Raw genomic sequence first — 22,611 nt, forward strand, 5'->3', positions numbered from 1 at the left:
GAGCGGCTCGAGGGAGGGGGGAGTCGCGAACTCGAGCCGCCCCGCTGACGTTCCCGCCGCGATGGACCCGGTGACGAGGGGGATGCCAACGGGGCCGGCGGGCGCAGCTCGGCAGGGGGGAGACGAGCTGCGTCTGTAGTCCGCACGGCTGGGGAGTGCGTGGTTTCCAGCCGAGCGGGACGTTAGCCAACTTGGCAGAACCGGGACCGTAATCACAAGACTACTGGTTACTCCATTCGAGTGAACTTGTGTTCGCACGTTAACGGAACGCAACTAACGTGACGTGATCGAGATCTTATTGGCGCTGTGCCGGACGTTGGAGTGATTAACTACTGCCTAGTCAACAAACTGTGGGTAGGTTCTCATTCTTTTCCGTGACAGGTCTTAACCCGCTGTTCCGGCCGGTCTCGGCTCTGGCAGGCTTGCCATATGGCCGAACTAGGGACACTCGTACTGCTGCGCCACGGGCAGAGCACGTGGAATGCGGAAAACCTGTTCACCGGCTGGGTCGACGTTCCGCTTTCGGAGCTCGGCGAGTCCGAGGCCCGAAGGGGCGGCGAACTGCTCGCGGAGTCCGGGCTGCTGCCCGACGTGGCGCACACCTCCCTGCTGCGCCGCGCGATCTCCACCGCCAACCTCGCGCTCGACGTCGCCGATCGGCACTGGATCGAGGTGCGCCGGGACTGGCGGCTCAACGAGCGGCACTACGGCGCGCTCCAGGGCAAGAACAAGAAGCAGACGCTGGAGGAGTTCGGCGAGGAGCAGTTCATGCTCTGGCGCCGCTCCTACGACACCCCGCCGCCGCTGATCGAGCCAGGTAGCGAGTTCAGTCAGGACACCGACGTGCGTTACGCGGACGAGGCGCCGCTGACCGAGTGCCTCAAGGACGTGGTCGCCAGGATGCTGCCCTACTGGGAGTCGGCGATCGTGCCGGACCTGCGGGCTGGGCGCAACGTCCTGGTCGCCGCGCACGGCAACTCGCTGCGTGCGCTGGTGAAGCACCTCGACGGGATCTCCGACGACGGCATCGCCGGGCTGAATATCCCAACCGGCATCCCGCTGCGCTACGACCTCGGTGCGGACCTGAAGCCGCTCAACCCGGGCGGTACGTACCTCGACCCGGACGCGGCCGCCGAGGCCGCCGCTGCCGTGGCGAAGCAGGGCCGCTAAATCCGTTGGCCCGTCGTGGGCGGCCCGGCTAGGGTCGCCCACGACGCCCGCCGATCGGCGAAGGAGGTGAGAGCAGTGCAGTTGCCAGAGTTCACGTGCTCCCGCCTCGGGCGGATCCACTAGGGCGTCCCCCACGACCCGGCCGGGAGTGCGCAGCCTTCCGGAAGGATCTATCTGTGACCGATCTGGTCGTACGCCCGCTGCGTGCGGGCGAGCAGCACCTCTTCCATGCTCTTCCCGAAGCCGCCCGAGTCGGCTTTCCCTTGCCTGGCAAAGACTTCGACACGCTCTTCGCGAAGGGCGAGTATCGTCCCGAGTGGACCTGGATCGCGTTGCGCGGCGAGCGGGTCGTGGCCCGCGCTGCCTGGTGGGCGGGCCCTGACGACGCCGAGCCGATAGCGCTGGACTGGTTCGACTTCGGCCACGACGTCGAGGCGGGTGTAGCCCTGCTGCGCTCGGCGCCGATCCGCGCGGAGTACTGCCTGGCGCTGCCGACCGGCTGGCAACGGGATCCGGCGCGCGCCGAGGCCACCCGCGCCCGCATCGCCGTGGCCGAGCAGGCCGGGATGCGCAGGCTGGTCGATCGCCTGAGCTACACCTGGACTCCTGACCGTCCACTGCAGCTCCGGCCGGGGCGGCTGCGCTTCCGGCCCGAACCCGACGACGACGTGATCTTCGACGTCCTGTGCCGGATACACACCGCCACCCTCGACGTCCACGCACTACTGGACATCGACCGTGGCGGGCTCGACGCCGCGGCGGAGTCGGAACTGGCGTTCCTGCGCTGGATGCCCTCGCCTCGGCAGTGGTGGCTGCTCGCGCACACTCCCGATGGCGAGTTGGTGGGAATCACCGCGCCGGGCCGCAACCACTCGGGCGCGGTCGTCGGGATCATCGGCGTCGTGCCGGAGCAGCGGGGCCACGGATACGCCTACGACCTGCTGGTGGAGTGCACGCACCGGCTGGTCGAGGCGGGAGAGACGCGAATCGGGGCAGCCACCGACGTGACCAACACCCCGATGTCCGCCACCTTCGCCAGAGCCGGCTACCCGATCACCCAGGAACGGACGTACCTGCACCACCCGGCGTGAGAAGTTCCCCAATGTGGCGTTCGGGAACTTGAACGTCCCCAATGCCACATTGGGGAACTCCAACGTCCCGAATGCCACATTGGGGAACTTCCATCCCCCGGCGATGGGCTACCCGATCGAATGAAGCGAATTTTGGGGAAGATCGACGCAGAGCGACAATTGCATGAACAGACACCGACTTGCGGGCAAATATGTAGCCCGTAGGTGTCACGACCGTCACGAGAACGCGGCCAGGACTAGGCCAGAGGGCTACCACCGCGCTTACGATTCCCCCGTGACCGCGCCTGCATCGATCGCACTGACCATCGGCGCTCTGGTGGTGGGCGTTGGCGGTGTCCTCATCGGATACCTCATCGCCAGGGTCCGCCGAGCCGACGCCGAGCGTGGGCCGACGGGACCGACCGCCGCCGAGCTGCTGCGCCGGCTGATCGGCTCCTCGCACAATGGCATCGTCGTGCTGAACCAGTTCGGCGACATGGTGCTGCACAACCCGAGGGCCGTCGCGCTCGGCCTCGTCCGGGACAACCAGGCCGACCCCAGGGCGCGTAAGGCCGCCGAGCACGTCGTGGAGAACGGCGACCCGCTGGAGATCGACCTCTCGCCGCTGGAGGTGCGCGGCAGACAGCCCGAGGCGGTACTGGCCGAAGTCCGTCCGCTCGGCGACGGATTCACCGTGGTCGAAGCCGTCGACCACTCCGAGGCCGTCCGCCTGGAAGCGACGCGGCGCGACTTCGTCGCCAACGTCAGCCACGAGCTCAAGACCCCGGTGGGCGCGATCGCCCTGCTCACCGAGGCCGTGCTGGATGCCGCAGAGGACACCGAGGAGGTTCGCCGCTTCGGCGCCAAGATCCTTCGGGAATCGACCCGCCTCGGCACCCTGGTCACCGAGCTCATCGCGCTGTCCCGGCTGCAGGGCGCCGAACGGCTGCCGGACCTCAACGTCGTGGAGGTTGACGCAGTCGTCCGGGAATCGCTCGGGCGCACGAAGCTCTCCGCCGAGTCCGCCGAGATCACCGTCACCACCGACGCACCCAGCGGACTACTGGTGGAGGGGGACCGCACCCTGCTGGTCACCGCGCTGTCCAACCTCCTCGAGAACGCCGTGGCCTACTCCCCGCCGGGAAATCCGGTGTCGATCAGCAGGCGGCTGGTGGACGACGGCGTGGAGATCGCCGTGACCGATCGGGGGATCGGGATCGCGGAGGAGGAGCAGCAGCGCGTCTTCGAGCGGTTCTATCGGGTGGACAAGGCCCGATCCAGGGCCACCGGGGGCACCGGGCTCGGGCTGGCCATCGTCAAACACGTGGCCGCCAACCACGGCGGCGAGGTGCGGCTGTGGAGCAGTCCGGGGACCGGCTCCACCTTCACCTTGCGCATCCCCGCACACCTCGGCGGCGACCCCGCCGACGCCGAGCCGGGGCGACCCGGCTCGGGCAGGACCAACCCGGCCGCCGCTCAGAACGACACGTCGTCCGAGCGGCCGACGCGGCTGGCTGTGACCGGAACCGACAGGACCGACCATGGAGGAACAGCGTGACCAGAGTGCTCATCGTGGAGGACGAGGAGTCCTTCGCCGACCCGCTGGCCTTCCTGCTACGCAAAGAGGGTTTCACGGCAGCCGTGGCCACCACCGGCCAGCAGGCCCTGGAGGAGTACGACCGCAACGGCGCCGACATCGTGCTGCTGGACTTGATGCTGCCCGGAATGAGTGGCACCGACGTGTGCAAGCAGCTCCGGCAGCGGTCCGCGGTGCCGGTGATCATGGTGACCGCTCGCGACAGCGAGATCGACAAGGTCGTAGGCCTCGAACTGGGCGCCGATGACTACGTCACCAAGCCGTACTCGGCCAGGGAACTGATCGCCAGGGTGCGCGCGGTACTGCGCCGCGGCGGCGAGCCGGGAACCGAGGGCGAACTCACGCCGCTGGTCCTGGCCGCGGGTCCGGTGCGGATGGACGTCGAGCGGCATGTGGTGACCGTCGATGGCGAGGACGTCTCGCTGCCGCTCAAGGAGTTCGACCTGCTGGAGTACCTGCTGCGTAACGTCGGCCGGGTGCTGACCAGGGGGCAGCTGATCGACCGGGTGTGGGGCGCGGACTACGTCGGCGACACCAAGACGCTGGACGTGCACGTGAAGCGGCTGCGTTCGAAGATCGAGCCGGATCCGGGGTCCCCGCGGCACCTCGTCACGGTGCGCGGTCTCGGCTACAAGTTCGAAACCTGATCCGACCGCACCCCGGACGCCGTCTGACCCTGGTAGCTCAGGGTGAGGCGGCCGTCCTGGTGGCGGAGGATGGACAGCGAACGGAACGCGGCGGCCAGCATCAGCAGCACGCCGAAGTTCTCGCCCAGCTCCTCCGCGTGGTAGGTCAGCACGTACAGCGGGCCGCTCTCGCCGGAGGCGATCAGCACGCCCTGCAGCGCTTCCATGCCCATGGCCGAGGCGAGCAGCAGCCCGCATCCGCCGATCAGGCACCAGCGCGCCATCCCGCCCAGCCTGCGGGCGAGTACCAGCACCGCGGCCAGTACGGCAGCGCCGGCCAGTAGGCCGGGCAGCAGCCAGTAGAACGGGAAACCGTCGAAGGTGACCAGGTCCTTGCCGATCCGGTCCAGGCGTTCGTGCAGCGCGGTGTGGTCGTCGAGCGACAGCGCGCCCAACACACCCGCACCGACGAACCAGGTCCACGCGCCGCGAACACCCGACGCACGCCCCGTAAGACCGACGACGACGTAGAGCAACGCGCCCAGCACCAGTAGGCCGGTGCTCCACCAGGTCGGGAGATTCCCCTCCTCGAAGACGTCGAGGTACACCTGGATCTCGCCGCGATCGTTGGTCAGCGGATGGTCGATCAGCGCGGGTACGGCCATACTCGCCACGCTGAGTACGACACTGACCCCGAACAGCACCCAGCCGAGCGTGCGCAGCCGCACCGGCTCGCCTTCGGCGGATCGCGCTGTGGCCAGCGTCATGTCCCGTTCCGTCTCGGTCGTCATAGTCGTCTCCACCTCCACGACGAGATCGGACACGTTAGCCCGGGTCGGGAATTAAAACGGACATTGGGTGCCAATTTCCGTCGTGGTGTCCGGTTGGCCACCGGCCACACCGGGAGGCCGGGTACCGTTGCCGTTCGTGCGCCTAGGTGTACTCGACGTCGGTTCCAACACCGTCCACCTGCTAGTGGTGGACGCGCATCGTGGTGCGCACCCCACGCCGATGCACTCGGAGAAGACCGTGCTGCGGCTGGCCGAGCAGATAACCGGCGACGGCGAGCTGACCGCGGCGGGTGCCGACGAACTCGTCCGCGCCGTCGAATCCGCCAAGGACGCGGCGATCCGGCTGGGCTGCGGCGACGTCATGGCATTCGCCACCTCTGCCGTCCGCGAGGCCCGCAACTCGGCGGACGTACTGCACACCGTGGCCGAGAAGACCGGCGTCCAGCTGCAGGTGCTCAGCGGCGTGGACGAGGCCAGGCTGACATTCCTCGCCGTGCGCCGCTGGTTCGGCTGGTCGGCTGGGAAGTTGCTGGTACTGGACATCGGTGGGGGCTCGCTCGAGGTCGCCATGGGCATCGACGAGGAGCCCGAACTGGCGGAATCGCTGCCCCTTGGCGCTGGACGCACCACGCGTACCCGGTTCGCGCACGATCCGCCGACCCGCTCGGAGCTGGTGGCCACCTCGGCCTGGCTGGAGGACCAGCTCTCCGGGCTGGCAAAGAAAGTGGCCCGCCTCGGCACTCCCGACCGCATCGTGGCCACATCCAAGACGTTCCGTTCGCTCGCGAGGCTGACCGGTGCGGCGCCCTCCGCCTCGGGTCCCCGGGTCCAGCGGACACTTACCGACACCGCCCTGCGGCAACTGATCGCCTTCATCTCCCGGATGCCGTCGGCGGACCTTGCGCAGCTGGAGGGCGTGAGCGCGAGCAGGGCGCACCAGCTGGTGGCTGGCGCACTCGTGGCACAGGCCACCATGCGAGGGTTGTCACTCACCGAACTGGAGATCTGTCCGTGGGCATTGCGCGAGGGAGTGATTCTGCGGCGGCTGGACCATTCCAACGGGGACGACCAGACTGCAGTGGTAACCGGGTGGGGACGTGAGACCGGACGTGGAGCTGGACGTGAATCGCGTGCGACAGGCACGGTGGAGAGGTGACGGAATGTCAGAATTGCTGTTACTTCCCAGCCGGGTCCGCGAAGTCGTCATGACTACTTCGGGTTTTGGATACAGCTAGATGAGTCGAGAGAGCGGTGGCGAGCAGCCACAGAAGACCGTGGCCGAGCTGCTCGCGCAGCACGGCGGCCAGGTCGACGGTGCCCCGCGCCGTCGGCGACGCCGGGCCGAGGACGACAGTCCGGACATCGGCGACACCGCACCACAGGCCATCATCAACCGGGTACAAGCGGACAGCGCCGCACCAGAGGCGCCGAGCAGGCGCAACGGCCGTTCACACGACGAACAGCACGAGGAGCCACAGGCGCCGCGGCGTCCCCGCGCCGCGCCGCCCCAGGAGGAGGCGGGACCGCCGACCCGCCGTGGCATGCCGGCGCGCAGGCCCGTGCCGCCGCCGGCACAACAGCCACCGGCGGCACAGCAGTCGCAGCAGCCGCCTCCTGCGCCCGCCCAGTCGGCCCAGCCGACCCAGCAGCCGGAGTCCTACGGCCGGGGCCGCGGTCCGCGTCCTGGGCCGCGGCAACAGCCCTCACAGCCGATGCAGGTGCCACCTGCGCAGCAGGGGGCACCCTCGGCCCGCCCGGACAACGGCACCGATCAGGAGGCAGCGGGCTCGCCCATGGGCACCGGCGGATACCCGGTGCCGCAGCCGCAGCCGCAGCCGCCGCCGCCCCGCCTGCGTCGCAGGCCATTGCGCCGACCCGCCGGGCCACCGCCCGTGCAGGAACCGCATACCGAGCAGTTCCCGGCGGTCCCGGCCGACGCGTCGTCGGCACAGTCCGGACAGTCCGCACAGCAGCAGGGCGCACCGGAACACGACGAGCCCCCCGCAGGGCTGGCCGGTTGGCGGCAGCGGCGGGACAAGTCGCAGATGGACGACACCGAGGTCGGCCTCATGCCGCCGGTGACCGGGCAGGACGCGGTCGAGGCGGGCCCGGCCACCGGTGCGTTCACGCCGTCATTCGACACCGGTGACCAGCCGGCGGTCGACGACCTGGACGGGTACGACCGGCCGTCCTTCGGGGCCTTCGACGACGACCCGCTGCACGAGGGTGGCCTGCGTGCCGGTGCGGTCGGCGAACTGGAGGGCGAGGCCGACGAGGCGGACGAGTACGGCTACGCCGACGACGAGCCGCTCGGCGACGCGATCGACGACGACGACCGGGATGCCGCCGACGACGACCTCGCCGACGACGAGCCGGCGACGGAGGCCTCACCCGCGAAACAGTGGATGATGCTGGCAGGCCAGCTCGCCCTCGGTGCGCTCGGTGGTGCGGCGGTCTGGCTCGGCTTCAACTGGCTGTGGGTGGAACTGCCCGCGGCGGCACTGATCGCCGCGCTGGCCGTCACGGTCGGCCTCGTGCTGATCGTGCGCAAGGTGCGCCGGGCGGAGGACCTCCAGACCACCGTGCTCGCGCTGCTGGTCGGCCTGGTGGTGACGATTTCGCCAGCCGCCCTGCTCCTCGTCTCCCAATAGCGCGATGGCGATTCCGGTCGGGCTCTCCACCGCCTCGGTCTGGCCGCTGCGGGCCTCGGCCGGTTTCGAACTGGCCGCCGATCTCGGCTACGACGGTGTCGAGGTGATGGTCTGGGCCGATCCCCTCAGTCAGGATGTGCAGGCCCTGCACAGGCTGTCCAGGGAGACCGGAATGCCGGTCCTGTCGGTGCACTCGCCCTCACTGCTGATCACGCAGCGGGTGTGGTCGCCGGATCCGGAGATCCGGCTCCGGCGAACGGTGGATGCGGCACTGGAGCTGGAGGCGCCGACCGTTGTCGTGCACCCACCGTTTCGGTGGCAGCGCCGCTACGGTGACGCCTTCGCCGATCTCGTGGCCGAACTGGAGTACACCAGCGGGGTGGCGATCGCGGTGGAGAACATGTTCAAGGTCCGTCCGCCAGGCGCGAGCCGCAACAGCCGTGTCTCGGCGTTTCGTCCTTCGATCGACCCGACCGACGTGGGCTACGCGAACTACACCCTCGACCTCTCCCACACCGCCGCGGCGGGCGCGGACGCGATGGCCCTGGCGGAGCGAATGGGCCCTGGACTGACCCACCTGCACCTCGCGGACGGAACCGGGTTGCCGAAGGACGAGCACCTCGTGCCGGGCAGGGGTACCCAGCCCTGTGCTGAACTGCTGGAGAAGCTCGCGACCAGCGGTTTCGATGGGCAGGTTGTGCTTGAGGTCAACACCAGGGGTGCCGGACAACGCGCTCGACGCGCACGGGAACTCGCGGAGGCACTGTTGTTCGCGCGGCTGCATTTGGGGCAGTGACTCGTTCAAGATCGACTTGTCCGTCGGACACCCGTCGTATCTACCCCAAAGGAGCGAAGTGAACACGTAGGGTTTCACTGTGCACCCGCTCCGTTCGCTGATCCTGGCCGCCGCTGGCAACGAGATGATCCAGCGTGCTGTCGCCAACGCACCGGTTGCCCGATCCGTCGTCCGGCGCTTCGTGGCAGGGGAGACCACGGAAGCCGCGGTTCGCACCGTCCGCCGCCTCGCCGACGACGGACTGCACGCCAGCCTCGACTACCTCGGTGAGGACACCGGCGATGCGGAGCAGGCCGAACGCATCGTGCAGGCATATCTCGCCGTGCTCGACCGGCTGCACGCCGAGGGCCTCGCGGGCTGGTGCGAGGTGAGCATCAAGCTTTCCGCCGTCGGCCTTCGGCTGGACCCCGCATTCGCGGTCAACAACGCCTACCGGGTCTGCGCTGCCGCCGAGCAGTGTGGAACCACCGTGACACTGGACATGGAGGACCACACCACCACGGACGCGACACTCACCGCCCTGACAGAACTGCGCAGAACCTGGCCCTGGGTGGGTGCCGTACTGCAGTCTTACCTGCGGCGAACCGAGAATGATGTCGCCGCGCTTGCGGTGCCGGGTTCCCGGGTGAGGTTGTGCAAGGGGGCCTACGCCGAGCCGCCCGAGGTCGCGTTCGAGGGCAGGCACGACGTGGATCTGAACTATGTCCGCTGCGCGAATGCGCTGCTCGAAGGGGGCGGTTATCCGATGTTCGCCACACACGATCCGCGGCTGGTGAGCGTGGTCGCCGAGCGCGCCAGGTGGTTCGGTCGCAAGCGGGGTGGGTACGAGTTCCAGATGTTGCACGGAATCAGGCCGGACGAGCAGCGCAAGCTCGCCGCCGAAGGTGAGACCGTTCGTGTCTACGTGCCCTACGGGGAGCAGTGGTACGGCTATCTGATGCGCAGGCTGGCCGAACGCCCTGCGAACCTGACCTTCTTCCTCCGCTCGCTGGCCAGCCGTTCGTGAGCGTCCCGGATCCCGTGCCGGTTCCGTTCGGCACGGTGTGCTCGCCCCGGTCCCTCGGCGACGGGACATTCACCGCCGACCTGCGCCCCGAGTGGTCCATCGGTAACCACCCACACGGAGGCTTCCTGCTGGCACTGCTGGCCAGGACCGCGATCGGCGCGCTCGCCGAACGTGGTGAACCACCGGCCGATCCGCTTGTCGTGAGCGCGGAGTTCCTGCGCCCGCCCGCGATCGGGCCGGTGCTGCTGCGCAGCGATGTGCGCAAGGTCGGCAGACGCGCCACGGTCGTGGCTGTTTCGCTCGAACAGCGCGGCCGCAGCTGCGTCGAGGCCAGGGTGACGGTGGGCAGGTTGCCGTTACGCAGGCCGCTGTGGTCCGACGTGCCGACCATGCCTGCCGAGCCGCCTGCCGGTGCGATCATGCTGAGCGGCGCCACCGCCGAGGGAGTTTTCAATCTCTCGAAGGGCTGCGACGTGCGGCTCGACCCGGCCAGCGCGGGGTACCTCAGTGGCCGGACCGGTGACCCGCCGCGGATGCGGTTGTGGGTGCGGCCCCGCGAGGGGGAGCCGGACTCGTACTTCGCCCTGCTGGCTGGCGACATCAACCCCCCGGTGGTGTTCAACCTCGGTCGCTCTGGCTGGGCGCCGACGGCCCAGTTGACCGCGCTGCTGCGGACCCGGCCCGCGCCCGGCTGGCTGCGGGTGCAGGTGGACTGCCGGGCCGTGCACGACGCGTGGTTCGACTCCGATGCCACGGTCGTCGATGCCCAGGGCAGGCTCGTCTGCCAAGCGCGCCAGCTGGCCCTCGCCCCCGCAGGCTGACCCGCCCCCCTCTCGCACTTTCCCGGGAAAGCGCGAGACGAGCGCGCGCCGGCCCTACCCGCGCTTTCCCGGGAAGCGCGGAGCCTTGCCGCCCCGACCTGCGCCTTGCGCTGCCCGAGGTCGCACTTTCCCGGGAAAGTGCGAGCCGCCGGGGCTGGTCCCTCTCGCACTTTCCCGGGAAAGCGCGAGGGCTGGTGGGCGATGGGCCCGATGGGGGAGGCAGGTACGTTCTCTGCCATGACCACCATCGCGGTACTTGGCGCGGGAAAGATCGGTGAGGCGCTGCTGTCCGGCCTGTTGCAGGGCGGCCGCAACGCCGCGGACCTGCTGTTCACCGAGCGGCATCCGGAGCGTGCGGCTGAGCTGACCGAACGCTATGGCGTCGCCGCCGTCGAGGTGGCCGACGCCGCCAAGCGCGCCGACGTCCTCGTGGTGGCCGTCAAGCCCCAGGACATCGATCCCGTGCTGGACGAGCTCGCCCCGCTGCTCGGCTCGGGGTCGCTCGTGGTCTCCCTCTGCGCCGGCCTGCCCACCGCGCTGTACGAGCGCAGGCTCGCCGAGGGCACCCCGGTTGTCCGGGTCATGCCGAACACCCCGATGGTCGTCGGTGAGGCGATGAGCGCGATATCTCCCGGGCGGCACGCGACGGCAGAGCACGTGCGAGTCGTATCCGAACTGCTGTCCTGTGTCGGCAGTGTGGTCGAGGTCCCCGAGGCGCAGCAGGACGCGGTCACCGCGCTGTCCGGCTCCGGGCCCGCGTACTTCTTCTACCTGGTCGAGGCCATGATCGACGCCGGAATCCTGCTCGGGCTCCCGCGTGCGGTGGCCGAGAAACTGATCATCCAGTCGGCGGTCGGCGCTGCCAAGATGCTGGACCGCACCGACGAGCATCCAGTGATCCTGCGCGAGGCCGTCACCTCACCCGCTGGCACGACCATCAACGCGATCCGCGAGCTGGAGAAGCACGGCGTGCGCGCGGCGCTGCTGGCCGCCATCGAGGCCGCCCGCGATCGCTCCGTCGAACTCGGCAAGGCCCACGAGGACCACTGAGCCCGGCCCGCCGGTACGGCTGTCGGCGGTTTACGGCGTGAAGTACCACCAACGGTAGGCCGATCGGTGCTGGTCGGGGGCGAACTTCGCGCCAGGCGTCGCACTGGCCCCACCCGCACCGCTACCCTCGATAGAAGCACGTGCGTGTCGGTACCGCCGGTGGGGAAGCCGCGCGGCGCGACACGTGCAGGAAAAGGCACGGTGAACTATGCCGCCGAACAAGAAAGACGAAGCCCAAGGACCACGGCAGGTCCAGTTCCTGACGGTCGCCGAGGTGGCCACGCTGATGCGTGTCTCCAAGATGACGGTCTACCGGCTCGTCCACTCGGGCGAGCTGCCCGCCGTGCGAGTCGGCAAGTCGTTCCGGGTGCCCGAAAAGGCAGTCCACACCTACCTGGAGGGCGCGTACTTCGACGTGGGGTAAGCCCCATGGAAAGGCCGCTGGTACCTGCCGGGTAACCTGGTAGGCCGATCGTGGCAGATGCGCTCGGAGTTGGACGACGCGCTGTCTCGCGTGACCCCAACGAACGACGTGAAGGAGCACCTGTGGGCTCGGTGATCAAGAAGCGCCGCAAGCGCATGTCCAAGAAAAAGCACCGCAAGCTGTTGCGCCGCACGCGAGTGCAGCGTCGCAAGCAGGGTAAGTGACCTCTGCGGCGACCAGTCTTGACGCGGCCCGTCCGACATCTGTCGGGCGGGCCGCCGCCATCTGGGTGACATACCGGTAGAACCGGTGTGACCTGGGTTAACAGCAGGTAAGAGGGCCCTCGAGCTGACCAAGTTGGCGGTAGCATCCGGGACGCGTACTCGCGAATCCCGTACTCACAGGCCCCATACGAGTGCCACAACCCGCCCCAGGGGGTCGAATGCCGTCCAACATCGTGCTCGTCACGGGCGTCGGGAGTGAACTCGGCGGCCGGTTACTGGCCCGGCTGGGAAACGACTCGCGCCTCGAACGGGTGATCGGCGTGGACACCACGCCGCCAGGGAGGGCCGTCCTGCAGCGGATGGGCAGAGCCGAATTCGTCCGTGCGGACATCCGTAACCCACTGATCGCGAAGGTCATCAGCTCGGCCAAGGTCGACACGGTCGTGCACGCCTCCACCACCGCGCATCCTGCCGGACCCGGCAGGCGCTCGGTGATCAAGGAAGTCAACGTCATCGGCACCATGCGGCTGCTCGCGGCCTGCCAGCGCTCGCCGCTCGTGCGCAAGCTGGTGGTCAAGTCCACCGCCGCGGTCTATGGCGCGGGCGCCCGCTCGCCCGCGGTGTTCACAGAGGACTCCGAGCTCATCCCGTCGTCCAGTGGCGGCTACGCCAAGGACGCGGTGGAGATGGAGGGCTACGTGCGCGGGCTCGCCAGGCGGAGGCCGGACATCACCGTCACGATGGCCCGCTTCATCAACCTCATCGGCCCCGAGATCGACACCGTGCTCGGCCGTTACTTCGCCCTGCCGGTGGTACCGACGGTCCTCGGCTACGACGCCCGCATGCAGCTACTGCACTCCGCCGACGCGCTGGCCGTGCTGGAGCATGCCACGATCGAGGACAAGCCTGGCGTGTTCAACGTGGGCAGTGACGGGGTACTCACGCTCTCGCAAGCCATTCGCCGCGCGGGCAGGCTGGAGCTACCGGTGCCGCGCGGCGCTGTGCCTTCGGTCGGCAGGGTGCTGCATGGTGCGCGGGTGGTGGACTTCTCGGCCGACCAGGTGCGGTTGCTGAACTTCGGCCGGGTCGTGGACACCACTCGGCTGAAGACGGTTTTCGGCTACACGCCGAAATGGAACACGCGGGACGCGTTCGACGACTATGTACGTGGACGGGGGCTACGTCCGGTGCTCGATGGACACCGGCTGGCCGGTTTGGCGGGCAAGGTCGCCGTGGCCGCCGCGACGGGACAGGCCTCGAGCAGGTGAACGGACACGGGTACGGACGCTGGGAAGGCGAGGCGGAACCAGTGACGGAAGGCACGGAGGCCCAGATCATCCCGCTGCACGCGCCGGAGCGGGGCAACGGGCAGCACGACCGGGGCGGGCAGGCGGCGAGGCATCCCGAACCGCCACCGGCGGACCCGCAGCGTGCCGATGCGCCGGTCTTCACCTTCCCCGGCCGGGAGGCCCCAGAGTCCGTACAGGCGGTCGACGCGGGATCGGACGGGCTGCCCGAGGGACTGGGCGCCGCGCTCGACTTCCTGCGCCACCGGCTGACCGGCGACTACACGGTCGACGAGTTCGGCTTCGACCGCGAACTCACCGACACGCTGCTGCTGCCACCGCTGCGGCTGCTGTACGAGAAATGGTTCAGGGTCAGCACAGAGGGTGTGGCGAACCTGCCGGACACCGGTGGCGCGCTCGTGGTCTGCAACCACTCGGGCGTTCTGCCGCTGGATTCGGTGATGACCGCTGTCGCGGTACACGACGAGCACCCAAGGCACCGGCACCTGCGGATGCTCGGCGCGGACCTGGTGTTCCGGATCCCGATGGTCGGGGCGCTGGCCCGCAAGTCCGGGCAGACCCTGGCCTGCCAGCCGGACGCCGAACGGCTGCTGCGCGGCCAGGGGGATTCCGGCGGAGAGTTGGTCGGAGTCTGGCCGGAAGGCTTCAAGGGCGTCGGCAAACCGTTCTCCTCGCGGTACAAACTGCAGCGGTTCGGCCGCGGTGGCTTCGTCTCGGCGGCACTGCGCTGCGGAGTGCCGATCATCCCGTGTGCCATCGTCGGCGCGGAGGAGATCTATCCCAAGATCGGTGACCTCAAGCCGCTGGCCAGGTTGCTCGGCCTGCCGTACTTCCCGGTGACGCCGTTCTTTCCGCTACTGGGTCCGCTCGGAGCCGTTCCGTTGCCCACGAAGTGGCATATCGAGTTCGGTGAACCGATCAGCACCGACTCGTTCGAGCCGGATGCCGAGGAGGACCCGATGCTGGTCTTCAACCTGACCGACCAGGTGCGGGAGTCCATCCAGCAGATGCTCTACCGCAGGCTGGCCCAGCGCCGGAGCATCTTCCGCGGCTGAGGCCGTCAGGCCGCGCGCTTGCGGTAGGCCAGGCCCGCGGCGACCGCGCCCGCCACCGCGCCCGCGCCGAGTACCGAGGGCACGCCGATCTTGGCGGCCTTGCGTCCGGTGCGGAAGTCGCGGATCTCCCAGTTCCGCTGCCGCGCGACGTCGCGCAGGCCGGCGTCCGGGTTCACCGCGACGGCGGTGCCGACGACCGAGAGCATCGGCACGTCGTTCTGCGAGTCGGAGTAGGCGGTGCACCGGCGCAGGTTCAGGCCTTCCCGCGCGGCCAGCGCGCGTACGGCGTGCGCCTTGGCGTGCGCGTGCAGCATGTCGCCGACCAGCCGTCCGGTGTAGACACCGTCGACCTGCTCCAGCACCGTGCCGAGTGCGCCGGTGAGCCCGAGCCGGCGCGCGATGATCGCCGCCAGCTCCACCGGCGTCGCGGTCACCAGCCACACCCGCTGTCCGGCGTCCAGGTGCATCTGGGCCAGCGCCCGCGTGCCGGACCAGATCTTGTCGGCCATCAGCTCGTCGTAGATCTCCTCGCCGACCGCGTTCATCTCCTCGACGGTACGACCAGCCACAAAGGACAAACCCTGCTCACGACTGGACCTGATGGTGTCCGGACTCTCCCTGCCGCCGACTCGGAACTTCACCTGTTGCCAGGCGAAACCAGCCAGATCGGAGCTCGTGAAGTACTTGCGGGAGGCGAGGCCGCGGGCGAAATGGAAGATCGAGGCGCCCATCATCATCGTGTTGTCCACGTCGAAGAAGGCGGCCGCCGTCAGATCCGGTTGCGCCGGTGCGGGTGGTTCGGTGGTGTCGTCCTGTTGTGCGGTTTCGGATTCAAATTCTGGTTCCGCCACCGGCGCGGCGGCCTCGGCGATGACCTCTGCCTCGGCCAATGCTGCCGTCGAGGATGCCTCCATCGCTACGGCGGCATCGGCCGACGCCTCACCGGCCAGCGCAGCGAGGCGTTCGAGTTCCTGGCCCTTACTCCGGCCACGCCACCGTGACACGCACACCGCCTCCACACCTGCGACACATCGGGCCATGGACTTACGGCCGGAGCGGCCGCAGCCCGTGCAACACAGTATCGAGTATGCCCGCCGCCCGTGTCGCGGTGGATGACGTGCGTGGGTCCGGCGAGCTAACCGATGCCGACGTCCGGCATCTCCGGGCTCAGCGGTGGCACGGACACCACCGCGGGCGGCTCGGGCGTCGAGTCCGGCACTCTCGACCGCGAGACCGATGTCGGAGCAGGTGCGCGTAGCCGCTCTCGCGGAACGTAGGCGGGATTCGCCGGAACCGACACCGACTCGGTCTCCGGCGAGTCCGGGATGGTGGCCGGCTCATCCGGCGACGTCCGGCTGCCGACCATGGTGGCGTTCGGCGCTGCCGGATCAGTGTCCTTCGGGCTTTCGGTGCCGCTGGTGTCCCCGTCGCGCGAGCTGGGCCCCGCCGACGCGGATGGTGTTGCCGAGCCGGCAGCGCGGTTGCCCGGCACGGTGCCGCATTCCTGCTGCGAGGGCAGGACACCGAGTTCGTCCGACTCACCAGAAGTGATCTGGTAGCAGTTCATCCGCCCGGCCAGGGCGGTCGCGCGTGCGTCGACCTCCTGCAACAGGATCGCCGTCCGCGCCCGGTCCGCGGCCACTTCGGCGGGCAGCGCGACGCGCAGGTCGGCGAGCCGGTCGGACTGCGTCCGCACCCATTCGCGCAACAGCGTGAGCTGGCTGCCGTCGGAGGTGGTCGCGATCGTCGTCAACTGGGCGACCCCGGCGCGGGTGTCGCTGCCGAAGTCGGCCAGGGCGACCCGGAAGCCGTCGTAGTCGGTTCCCGGTTCGGCCCGGTCCGCGAGGCGGGCCAGTTCGACCAGCCGGTAGCCCGCGTACTCGAGTCGTTTGCGTGCCCGGTCCCCCTCGTCGAGGGTCAGGGTCAGCGAGGCGCTCTCCTGAGCCCGTTTCACCTGGTACAGCAGATCGCCGGGAAGCGAGTCGCTGGACATGGTCGTGCCGATGCCGGCAAGTGCGAGCACAAGGCAGAACGCCGCGGCCACCATGGCGGCCAGCCGGGGCTTGGGTCGTTCCCGTTCGGGCTCGGGACTCCTGGGACGGGGCACGGTGACTTCGGCGTCTTCGGCCAGCCCGGTGCCGGAAGTGCCGACCGGCTTCAGCGTCGTCACTCTGCTCGCCGGTTCCGGCTCACTGATCCTGGCGGCGATCCGCTCGCGAGTCCGGGAGTCCGGTGCACCTTCGGCGCCCGCGCTGCGCAGGGCGGACACGACGGCCAGTTCGTCGGCGAACTCCTGGTCGTCGAGGTGGCTGGCACCCTGGTCGACGGCACGAGCGAACCGCTCACGCGCGCCCCGCTCCCGCGGGATCCGGCCAGGCACGTCCACGACACATCCTCGTCGTCAGGCAGAGTTCAACTTGGTACCCCTTCGTGCAAGAGCAACGAATGGCAGGGGCCACCGGTTACGGCGGCAGCCCGGGAGCCAGTCGAAAGTCGCACCTCGCGACGTCAACCTATCGTGTCTTTTGCACAGAACGTGCAAAGGAGGAGGACGACCGTTGGTCAGCGCAGACCGGTCGGTAACAGCTGGGCGAGCCTGCGCACCGCACGATGCTGCAGCGCCTTTATCGCGCCCTCGTTGCGGTTCATGATCTCGGCGGTCTCGGCGACCGACATGCCCTGCAGGAACCGCAGGACGATGCACTCACGCTGGTCGTCACCGAGGTCGGAGATGCAGCGGAACAGCTCGTCGTTCATCGCCCTGCTGAGCACCTGCTGCTCCGGACCCGAAGCAGGCTGGGCCTGCATACCGGTGAACCGCGCAGTACCGGTGTCACTCACCTCGTCGGTGACGATCTCCAACCGGTATCGGCTGGACTTCACGTGATCGAGCACCAGGTTGCGGGCGATCGTGACGAACCAGGCGCCGACGTCGCGGCCCTGGTAGCTGACCGAGGTGATGCGCCGCAGCGCGCGCAGGAAGGTCTCGCTGGTGAGGTCCTCGGCAAGTTCCCGGTCGCCCAACCGGAAGAGGATGTAGCGGTAAACGACGTCGACGTAGCGGTCGTACAGCTTGCCGAACGCGCCGGTGTCGCCCTCCTGGGCGAGGTGCACCAGCTCCCAGGCCTCCGCTGTGGCGATCTCCGCGGGGTCGGGTACGGCCGGCGCCATCGGCACCGCGGGCAGCACGGGGGCGCTGACCGGCGCCACCGCTGGGCGCGCTACCAGGGCAGGGCCTGCCGAAACAGCAAACTGCAGGCTCATCCGTCGCACCTCCAACAGCCTCGTGTCTCGCCGCTCGCGTGATCATCGCCACCTGAGCGCGTATCGCAGCATACGTCTAGTTACCCGAAAGTAGGTAGTGGTGTTCCGATTGCGATGAGGAGACGGCGGCCGACCCTCCCCATGACGGGGGAGGGCAATGCCAGACTGTGCATCTCTCATCCGGAAGCGAAAGGGGCTGCGCTGTGACCGCTGACGGGGCGTCTGAGAACAGGGAACCGCGAGGTCATGGTGATTCGTGGAACTCGGCCGGCGAAGTCCCGCTATCGACGCGGCAGGGCGTCAGCCAGCAGAACCAGACGGACGCTGTGAGTCAGGGCCCTGGCGGTTCGATCGCGGACCCGAGTTCGCGGACAAGCTCTGACCGGGCGACCGGACACGTGGGCAACGTTGCCGATCTGCTCGCCGCCACCGCTTCAGCGAGGCCAGACGCGGCCGCGCTGGTGGACACCGCGACGTCGGTGACGCTCAGCTGGGCGGACGTGGACGCGGCGGTGGATGCACAGGCGCGCGAGCTCAGGGCCGCGGGACTGTCCCCGGGCGACCGGGTCGTGCTCTGCCTGCCCACCTCGGCGGCGTTCGTGATCGCGCTGTTCGGTGTGCTGCGTGCCGGCGGGGTCGCCGTGCCGCTCCCGCCGCAGGGCCCAGGCTCGGAGCTGTCCGGCCTGCTCGAGCACAGTGGCGCGGGCCTGCTGATCGGTGCCGATGTCCATGCCGGGGTCGATGCCGACGACCTTCCCGCCGGCGTGCGGGTGCTGCGGGCGGCCACCGCGGGTGAGCAGCGGCCCGAGCAGGTGGAGCCGGTCGGGGCGGGCGAGGACCTCGCGGTGCTCTCGTACACCTCCGGAACGACCGGAGCGCCGCGCGGGGTGATGCTGTCGCATCGCGCGCTGCTGGCCAACGTCACCCAGCTCGAACAGCTCCAGGTCCGGGTGGTCGAGCCCGGCGACCGGGTGCTGATCACCATCCCGATGTTCCACGTCTACGGTCTCGGCCCCGGCCTGCTGGCCGGCACGTCGGCGGGCGCGACGCTGGTGCTCGCCGAGCGGTTCGACGTGCACGCCGCGCTGCAGGCCTGCGCGGAGTACCGGGTGACCTCGCTGCTCGGGGTGCCCACGATGTACGTGGAACTCGCCGCACTGCCCGCGGCCGAACTGGGCGAGGGCCTCGCGACGGTCCGCCTGCTCACCTCGGGCGCCGCCCCGTTGCATCCGAAGGTGCTGGCCGCGATCCGGGCAGCGACCGGCCTCGGTGTGTTCGAGGGGTACGGGCTGACCGAGACCGCCCCCGTGGTCACCACCACGATGGTCACCGGATACCCGAAGCCGGGTTCTGTCGGCAGGCCGCTACCCGGGGTCGAGCTGCGGCTCGTGGACAGCGACGGCACCGTGGGCCCGGTACCGCTCGACCCCGCGGACCCGGACGACGTGTTCGCCGAGGACGACGGGCAGCCGATGGGCACGGGCCTGGTGTCGATCCGTGGGGCCAACCTGTTCTCCGGCTACTGGCCCGACGGCGCGCACGGCCCGGACGCGGAGGGCTGGTTCCGTACCGGCGACGTGGGCTACCTGGACATCGACGGCGATCTGCACCTGGTGGACCGGGCCAACGATCTGATCATCGTCAACGGGTTCAACGTCTTCCCGAACGAGGTGGAGGGCGTCATCAACGCACTTCCCGGGGTGGCGGAGTCGGCGGTGGTCGGCGTCGTCGACGAGCGCAGCGGCGAGGCCGTCAAGGCCGTGATCGTGCCCGAGCAGGGCGCGGCACTGTCGGAGCAGCAGGTGCTGGACGCGTGCGTGCGGGCACTCGCCGCGTACAAGGTTCCGCGCACGGTGGAGTTCGCCGATTCGCTGCCGCATTCGGCGACGGGCAAGCTACGGCGGATGAAGCTCAGGTAGTCAAGGAGGGCTGTTCATGCACCAGGTGACCGTGATGACCAGGCAGGGCTGCTCCGCATGCGAGCGCGCCGAGCGGGACGTGGAGCGGATCTGCGGCGAGCTGGGCGTGCAGTGGTCGGCCCTCGACGTGGACAGCGACACCGAGTGGCGGGCCGAGTACGGTGACCGGGTACCGGTGATCCTCGTCGACGGCGACGAACACGGCTACTGGTCCGTCGAGGAGGACCGCCTGCGCCGCGCACTCGCGTGACGGAGACGCACCGGCGGTCGTAAGTCACCCGTAAGGTCGGCTGCGGCAATCAAAACCCTCATCTGCTCCGAATATGGAGACATGAGCACCGATGTGACTGCCGTTGACGGCACCCAAGACCACAAACCCAGGCTGTCGGTGCCCGTTGCCGCGCTGGTCGGCGTGCTCGCGCTGGCCTCGGCGCTGGCCGCCGGGCACCTCGTGGCCGCCTTTGTCGGACTGAACGCCTCGCCGTACCTGGCCGTGGGTAACTCGGCCATCGACCTGACGCCGTCCTGGCTGAAGGACTTCGCGATCGAGACGTTCGGGGACAAGGACAAACTCGTACTCCTCGCCTCCATGGCCGTGGTGATGGTGGTACTCGCCGCGATCGCGGGCGTTCTGTCCCGCAGGTCCGCGCTGATCGGCACGGTGCTCATCGCCGTGTTCGGCCTGATCGGCATGGTCGCGGTGTTCAACCGGCCCGGTCTCGGCCAGCTCTCCCTGCTCGCCCCGGTGGCCAGCCTCGTGGCCGGCGTGCTGGTGTTCCGCTGGCTGCACAGCCTGGCGATGCGGCGCGCCGCCGCTGTCGAGCGCGACGCGAGCACCGAAGAGGGGCAGGAGGAGTCCGGTGACCCCAACCGCCGCAGGTTCCTGGTGGGTGCGGGTGGAGTCGCCGTCGGCGCGGGCGTGGTCGGCCTCGGCGGGCAGCTCGTCTCCGGTGTGCGCGACGCCAGCGCCTCCCGCGCTGCCATCGGCGCGTTCGAACTCGCCGAGAAGGCACCGCCGATCCCGGCCGACGCGGCTTTCCCGAAGCTCGGCACTCCGCCGTTCATCACCCCGAACAACCAGTTCTACCGGGTGGACACGGCACTGGTCGTGCCGCAGGTGCGGGCCGAGGACTGGTCTTTGCGCATCCACGGAATGGTGGACCGGGAAATCACTCTCGATTTCGATGACATTCGAAACAGGCCGCTGATCGAGCGCACGATCACCATGACCTGCGTGTCCAATCCGGTCGGCGGTGAATACATCTCCACAGCCAACTTCATCGGCATCGAACTGCGCGACGTGCTCAACGAGGCCGGTGTGCGTCAGGGCGCGGAACAGCTGTTCTCCACGAGTGAGGACGGCTGGACTTGCGGCACTCCGGTGGAGGCCGCACTGGACCCCGCGCGTGGCGCGATGCTCGCGATCGGCATGAACGGCGAGCCGTTGCCCCTGGAGCACGGTTTTCCCGTGCGCATGGTGATTCCCGGCCTCTACGGCTACGTGTCGGCCACGAAGTGGGTACGCGACATGGAGATCACCACCTGGGAGGCGCGCAACGCCTACTGGCTCAACCGTGACTGGGCCGAGCGTGCGCCGATCAAGACGATGTCCAGGATCGACGCGCCGAAGGGGTTCGCCAACCTGTCCGCGGGAAAGGTGGTCGTCGCCGGCATCGCCTGGGCGCAGACCATCGGTATCGCGAAGGTCGAGGTGCGTCTGGACGACGGCCCGTGGCAGGAGGCCGAACTCGGCGCGGTGGTGAACGACAGGACCTGGCGGATGTGGCAGATCGCGCTGGACGTGCCGCCGGGCAATCACAAGGTGATCTCCCGCGCGACGGACGAGTCCGGCTACACCCAGACCGAGGAGCGGGTCGGCACCGTGCCCGACGGTGCCACGGGCCAGCCGACAGTCGTGTTCAACACGGCCTAGTTCCGAAATTCACCGGAATAACTCGAACGAGTGGCAATCCGCCGCCCAACCTGCCCCGAATTACCGGTGACAAGCAAGCCAGTTCGTTTTATCCGGCCCCTGTCGGAGGTCCGGACCCAGAATGGAGTGATTTCAGTGAGGAACGTGCGACGCTTCGCAGGAGCCGGTATCGCCGCGGTGGCAATGCTGTCCATCGCCGCTTGTGGCAGCGAGGGAAACGGCGACGAAGCCGGTAGCGAGGGAACCGAGCAGGCGCCGGCCTCGTCGGCGATGGAGTCCCCCAGCAGCGAGGCCGCCGCCGGTGGCGACGGTGTGACCACCGCATCCGACGTCTACGGACCCGGCTGTTCACAGGTCCCGACCGAGGGCGAAGGTTCCGTCCAGGGCATGATCGACGACCCGGTGGCCACCGCGGCCAGCAACAACCCGCTGCTGACCAAGCTGGTCGCCGCCGTCGGTGCGGCCGACCTTGGCGACACCCTGAACAACGCCGAGGCGCTGACCGTGTTCGCGCCGGCCGACCCGGCCTTCGACGCGCTGGGTGAGGAGAAGTTCAAGGAGCTCGCCAGCAAGCCGGACGAGCTGGCCCCGATCCTGACGTACCACGTTGTCGGGCAGCGCCTCGACCGCGAGGGCCTGGTTGAGGCCGGGACCGTCGAGTCGCTGAACACCTCCGGTGGCGAGCTGAAGATCGAGGGCGAGGGCGAGAACATGACCGTCAACGGCGCCAAGGTGCTGTGCGGCAACGTCCCGACCGCGAACGCGACCGTCTTCGTGATCGACTCGGTGCTCATGCCGGGTACCAACAAGTGATGAACTGAACTCCCGCGGCACTCGAAGGCCCGTGCGACACCCGTCGCGCGGGCCTTCGTGCTGCTCGGGGCCGGGTGTGGCGTGTACGACCGGT

The 22,611-nt window shown here is 69.1% G+C and carries 22 protein-coding genes; 18 read left to right on the top strand and 4 right to left on the bottom strand.

The genetic code is table 11. From position 1 onward, the window contains the following. Positions 1–429: 429 nt before the first annotated feature. The 4 genes from D0C15_RS06375 to D0C15_RS06390 all read left to right on the top strand — a co-directional run bounded on the left by D0C15_RS06375 (position 430) and on the right by D0C15_RS06390 (position 4,484). Positions 430–1,170: a phosphoglyceromutase gene (locus D0C15_RS06375; protein ID WP_116041656.1), complete on the top strand. Its 741-nt coding sequence runs from the start codon at positions 430–432 to the stop codon at positions 1,168–1,170. Positions 1,171–1,346: 176 nt separating this feature from the next. Beyond that, positions 1,347–2,261 carry a GNAT family N-acetyltransferase gene (locus D0C15_RS06380; protein ID WP_116041658.1) on the top strand — a complete coding sequence of 305 codons (915 nt, stop codon included), beginning with the start codon at positions 1,347–1,349 and terminating at the stop codon, positions 2,259–2,261. Positions 2,262–2,535: 274 nt separating this feature from the next. Continuing rightward, positions 2,536–3,798 (top strand): sensor histidine kinase, encoded by a 1,263-nt coding sequence (locus D0C15_RS06385; RefSeq protein WP_162829919.1) that lies wholly within the window; start codon positions 2,536–2,538, stop codon positions 3,796–3,798. Further along, entirely contained in the window at positions 3,795–4,484 is a 690-nt protein-coding gene (locus D0C15_RS06390; RefSeq protein ID WP_116041662.1) for a response regulator transcription factor, read from the top strand. The genes D0C15_RS06385 and D0C15_RS06390 overlap by 4 nt, the downstream gene beginning before the upstream one ends. On the opposite strand, the gene D0C15_RS06395 is transcribed toward D0C15_RS06390, so the two are convergent. Then, entirely contained in the window at positions 4,466–5,254 is a 789-nt protein-coding gene (locus D0C15_RS06395) for a hypothetical protein (RefSeq protein WP_245975602.1), read from the bottom strand. The two genes, D0C15_RS06390 and D0C15_RS06395, sit on opposite strands and share 19 nt — an antisense overlap. A 136-nt stretch (positions 5,255–5,390) precedes the next feature. Here D0C15_RS06395 and D0C15_RS06400 point away from each other — a divergent pair, with 136 nt between their 5' ends. The 10 genes from D0C15_RS06400 to D0C15_RS06445 all read left to right on the top strand — a co-directional run bounded on the left by D0C15_RS06400 (position 5,391) and on the right by D0C15_RS06445 (position 14,588). Beyond that, positions 5,391–6,410, top strand: a complete 1,020-nt coding sequence (locus D0C15_RS06400) for a Ppx/GppA family phosphatase (protein ID WP_116041845.1) — start codon at positions 5,391–5,393, stop codon at positions 6,408–6,410. 79 nt (positions 6,411–6,489) lie between these two features. Then, complete coding sequence (locus D0C15_RS06405; RefSeq protein WP_116041664.1) at positions 6,490–7,905, top strand: hypothetical protein; 1,416 nt, start codon at positions 6,490–6,492, stop codon at positions 7,903–7,905. A 4-nt stretch (positions 7,906–7,909) separates the two neighbouring features. Then, positions 7,910–8,701 (top strand): sugar phosphate isomerase/epimerase family protein, encoded by a 792-nt coding sequence (locus D0C15_RS06410; RefSeq protein ID WP_116041666.1) that lies wholly within the window; start codon positions 7,910–7,912, stop codon positions 8,699–8,701. Between the two features lie 79 nt (positions 8,702–8,780). Then, on the top strand, positions 8,781–9,707 hold the full coding sequence (locus D0C15_RS06415; RefSeq protein WP_116041668.1) for a proline dehydrogenase family protein: 927 nt from the start codon (positions 8,781–8,783) through the stop codon (positions 9,705–9,707). After that, complete coding sequence (locus D0C15_RS06420) at positions 9,704–10,528, top strand: thioesterase family protein (RefSeq protein ID WP_162829920.1); 825 nt, start codon at positions 9,704–9,706, stop codon at positions 10,526–10,528. The genes D0C15_RS06415 and D0C15_RS06420 overlap by 4 nt, the downstream gene beginning before the upstream one ends. 237 nt (positions 10,529–10,765) lie before the next feature. Beyond that, positions 10,766–11,578 (top strand): pyrroline-5-carboxylate reductase, encoded by an 813-nt coding sequence (proC, locus tag D0C15_RS06425; protein WP_116041672.1) that lies wholly within the window; start codon positions 10,766–10,768, stop codon positions 11,576–11,578. Positions 11,579–11,786: 208 nt separating this feature from the next. Next, on the top strand, positions 11,787–12,002 hold the full coding sequence (locus tag D0C15_RS06430; protein ID WP_116041673.1) for a helix-turn-helix domain-containing protein: 216 nt from the start codon (positions 11,787–11,789) through the stop codon (positions 12,000–12,002). A 122-nt stretch (positions 12,003–12,124) separates the two neighbouring features. Then, positions 12,125–12,226, top strand: a complete 102-nt coding sequence (locus D0C15_RS06435; RefSeq protein ID WP_005453035.1) for a 30S ribosomal protein bS22 — start codon at positions 12,125–12,127, stop codon at positions 12,224–12,226. 218 nt (positions 12,227–12,444) lie between these two features. Next, positions 12,445–13,494: an NAD-dependent epimerase/dehydratase family protein gene (locus tag D0C15_RS06440; protein WP_116041675.1), complete on the top strand. Its 1,050-nt coding sequence runs from the start codon at positions 12,445–12,447 to the stop codon at positions 13,492–13,494. 41 nt (positions 13,495–13,535) lie between these two features. Further along, positions 13,536–14,588, top strand: coding sequence for a lysophospholipid acyltransferase family protein (locus D0C15_RS06445; RefSeq protein ID WP_245975603.1), 1,053 nt, complete (start codon positions 13,536–13,538; stop codon positions 14,586–14,588). A gap of 5 nt (positions 14,589–14,593) precedes the next feature. Here D0C15_RS06445 and D0C15_RS06450 read toward each other — a convergent pair whose 3' ends face one another. The 3 genes from D0C15_RS06450 to D0C15_RS06460 all read right to left on the bottom strand — a co-directional run bounded on the left by D0C15_RS06450 (position 14,594) and on the right by D0C15_RS06460 (position 17,852). Continuing rightward, positions 14,594–15,607 carry an HAD family hydrolase gene (locus D0C15_RS06450; protein WP_116041679.1) on the bottom strand — a complete coding sequence of 338 codons (1,014 nt, stop codon included), beginning with the start codon at positions 15,605–15,607 and terminating at the stop codon, positions 14,594–14,596. 116 nt (positions 15,608–15,723) lie between these two features. Continuing rightward, positions 15,724–16,974 (bottom strand): DUF5667 domain-containing protein, encoded by a 1,251-nt coding sequence (locus D0C15_RS06455; RefSeq protein ID WP_116041681.1) that lies wholly within the window; start codon positions 16,972–16,974, stop codon positions 15,724–15,726. A gap of 176 nt (positions 16,975–17,150) precedes the next feature. Beyond that, positions 17,151–17,852, bottom strand: a complete 702-nt coding sequence (locus D0C15_RS06460; RefSeq protein WP_116041682.1) for a sigma-70 family RNA polymerase sigma factor — start codon at positions 17,850–17,852, stop codon at positions 17,151–17,153. A 398-nt stretch (positions 17,853–18,250) separates the two neighbouring features. Between D0C15_RS06460 and D0C15_RS06465 the strand changes: the two genes are divergently transcribed. The 4 genes from D0C15_RS06465 to D0C15_RS06480 all read left to right on the top strand — a co-directional run bounded on the left by D0C15_RS06465 (position 18,251) and on the right by D0C15_RS06480 (position 22,517). Further along, entirely contained in the window at positions 18,251–19,771 is a 1,521-nt protein-coding gene (locus D0C15_RS06465) for an AMP-binding protein (RefSeq protein ID WP_116041684.1), read from the top strand. Between the two features lie 16 nt (positions 19,772–19,787). Next, positions 19,788–20,021 carry a glutaredoxin family protein gene (locus D0C15_RS06470; protein ID WP_091671596.1) on the top strand — a complete coding sequence of 78 codons (234 nt, stop codon included), beginning with the start codon at positions 19,788–19,790 and terminating at the stop codon, positions 20,019–20,021. A gap of 81 nt (positions 20,022–20,102) precedes the next feature. Continuing rightward, on the top strand, positions 20,103–21,704 hold the full coding sequence (locus tag D0C15_RS06475; protein ID WP_116041686.1) for a molybdopterin-dependent oxidoreductase: 1,602 nt from the start codon (positions 20,103–20,105) through the stop codon (positions 21,702–21,704). A 183-nt stretch (positions 21,705–21,887) separates the two neighbouring features. Then, positions 21,888–22,517, top strand: a complete 630-nt coding sequence (locus D0C15_RS06480; protein WP_116041846.1) for a fasciclin domain-containing protein — start codon at positions 21,888–21,890, stop codon at positions 22,515–22,517. The last annotated feature ends 94 nt before the right edge of the window (positions 22,518–22,611 follow it).

The sequence above is a fragment of the Amycolatopsis palatopharyngis genome (assembly GCF_003385185.1).
Taxonomy (GTDB): domain Bacteria; phylum Actinomycetota; class Actinomycetes; order Mycobacteriales; family Pseudonocardiaceae; genus Amycolatopsis; species Amycolatopsis palatopharyngis.

Excerpts from the sequence above, each read along its gene's own strand:
- D0C15_RS06405 (WP_116041664.1), top strand. The coding sequence starts at position 6,490 with ATGAGTCGAGAGAGCGGTGGCGAGCAGCCACAGAAGACCGTGGCCGAG.
- D0C15_RS06375 (WP_116041656.1), top strand. The coding sequence starts at position 430 with ATGGCCGAACTAGGGACACTCGTACTGCTGCGCCACGGGCAGAGCACG.
- D0C15_RS06430 (WP_116041673.1), top strand. The coding sequence starts at position 11,787 with ATGCCGCCGAACAAGAAAGACGAAGCCCAAGGACCACGGCAGGTCCAG.
- D0C15_RS06475 (WP_116041686.1), top strand. The coding sequence starts at position 20,103 with ATGAGCACCGATGTGACTGCCGTTGACGGCACCCAAGACCACAAACCC.
- D0C15_RS06410 (WP_116041666.1), top strand. The coding sequence starts at position 7,910 with ATGGCGATTCCGGTCGGGCTCTCCACCGCCTCGGTCTGGCCGCTGCGG.
- proC (WP_116041672.1), top strand. The coding sequence starts at position 10,766 with ATGACCACCATCGCGGTACTTGGCGCGGGAAAGATCGGTGAGGCGCTG.
- D0C15_RS06440 (WP_116041675.1), top strand. The coding sequence starts at position 12,445 with ATGCCGTCCAACATCGTGCTCGTCACGGGCGTCGGGAGTGAACTCGGC.
- D0C15_RS06470 (WP_091671596.1), top strand. The coding sequence starts at position 19,788 with ATGCACCAGGTGACCGTGATGACCAGGCAGGGCTGCTCCGCATGCGAG.
- D0C15_RS06480 (WP_116041846.1), top strand. The coding sequence starts at position 21,888 with ATGCTGTCCATCGCCGCTTGTGGCAGCGAGGGAAACGGCGACGAAGCC.
- D0C15_RS06460 (WP_116041682.1), bottom strand. The coding sequence starts at position 17,852 with ATGAGCCTGCAGTTTGCTGTTTCGGCAGGCCCTGCCCTGGTAGCGCGC.
- D0C15_RS06395 (WP_245975602.1), bottom strand. The coding sequence starts at position 5,254 with ATGACGACCGAGACGGAACGGGACATGACGCTGGCCACAGCGCGATCC.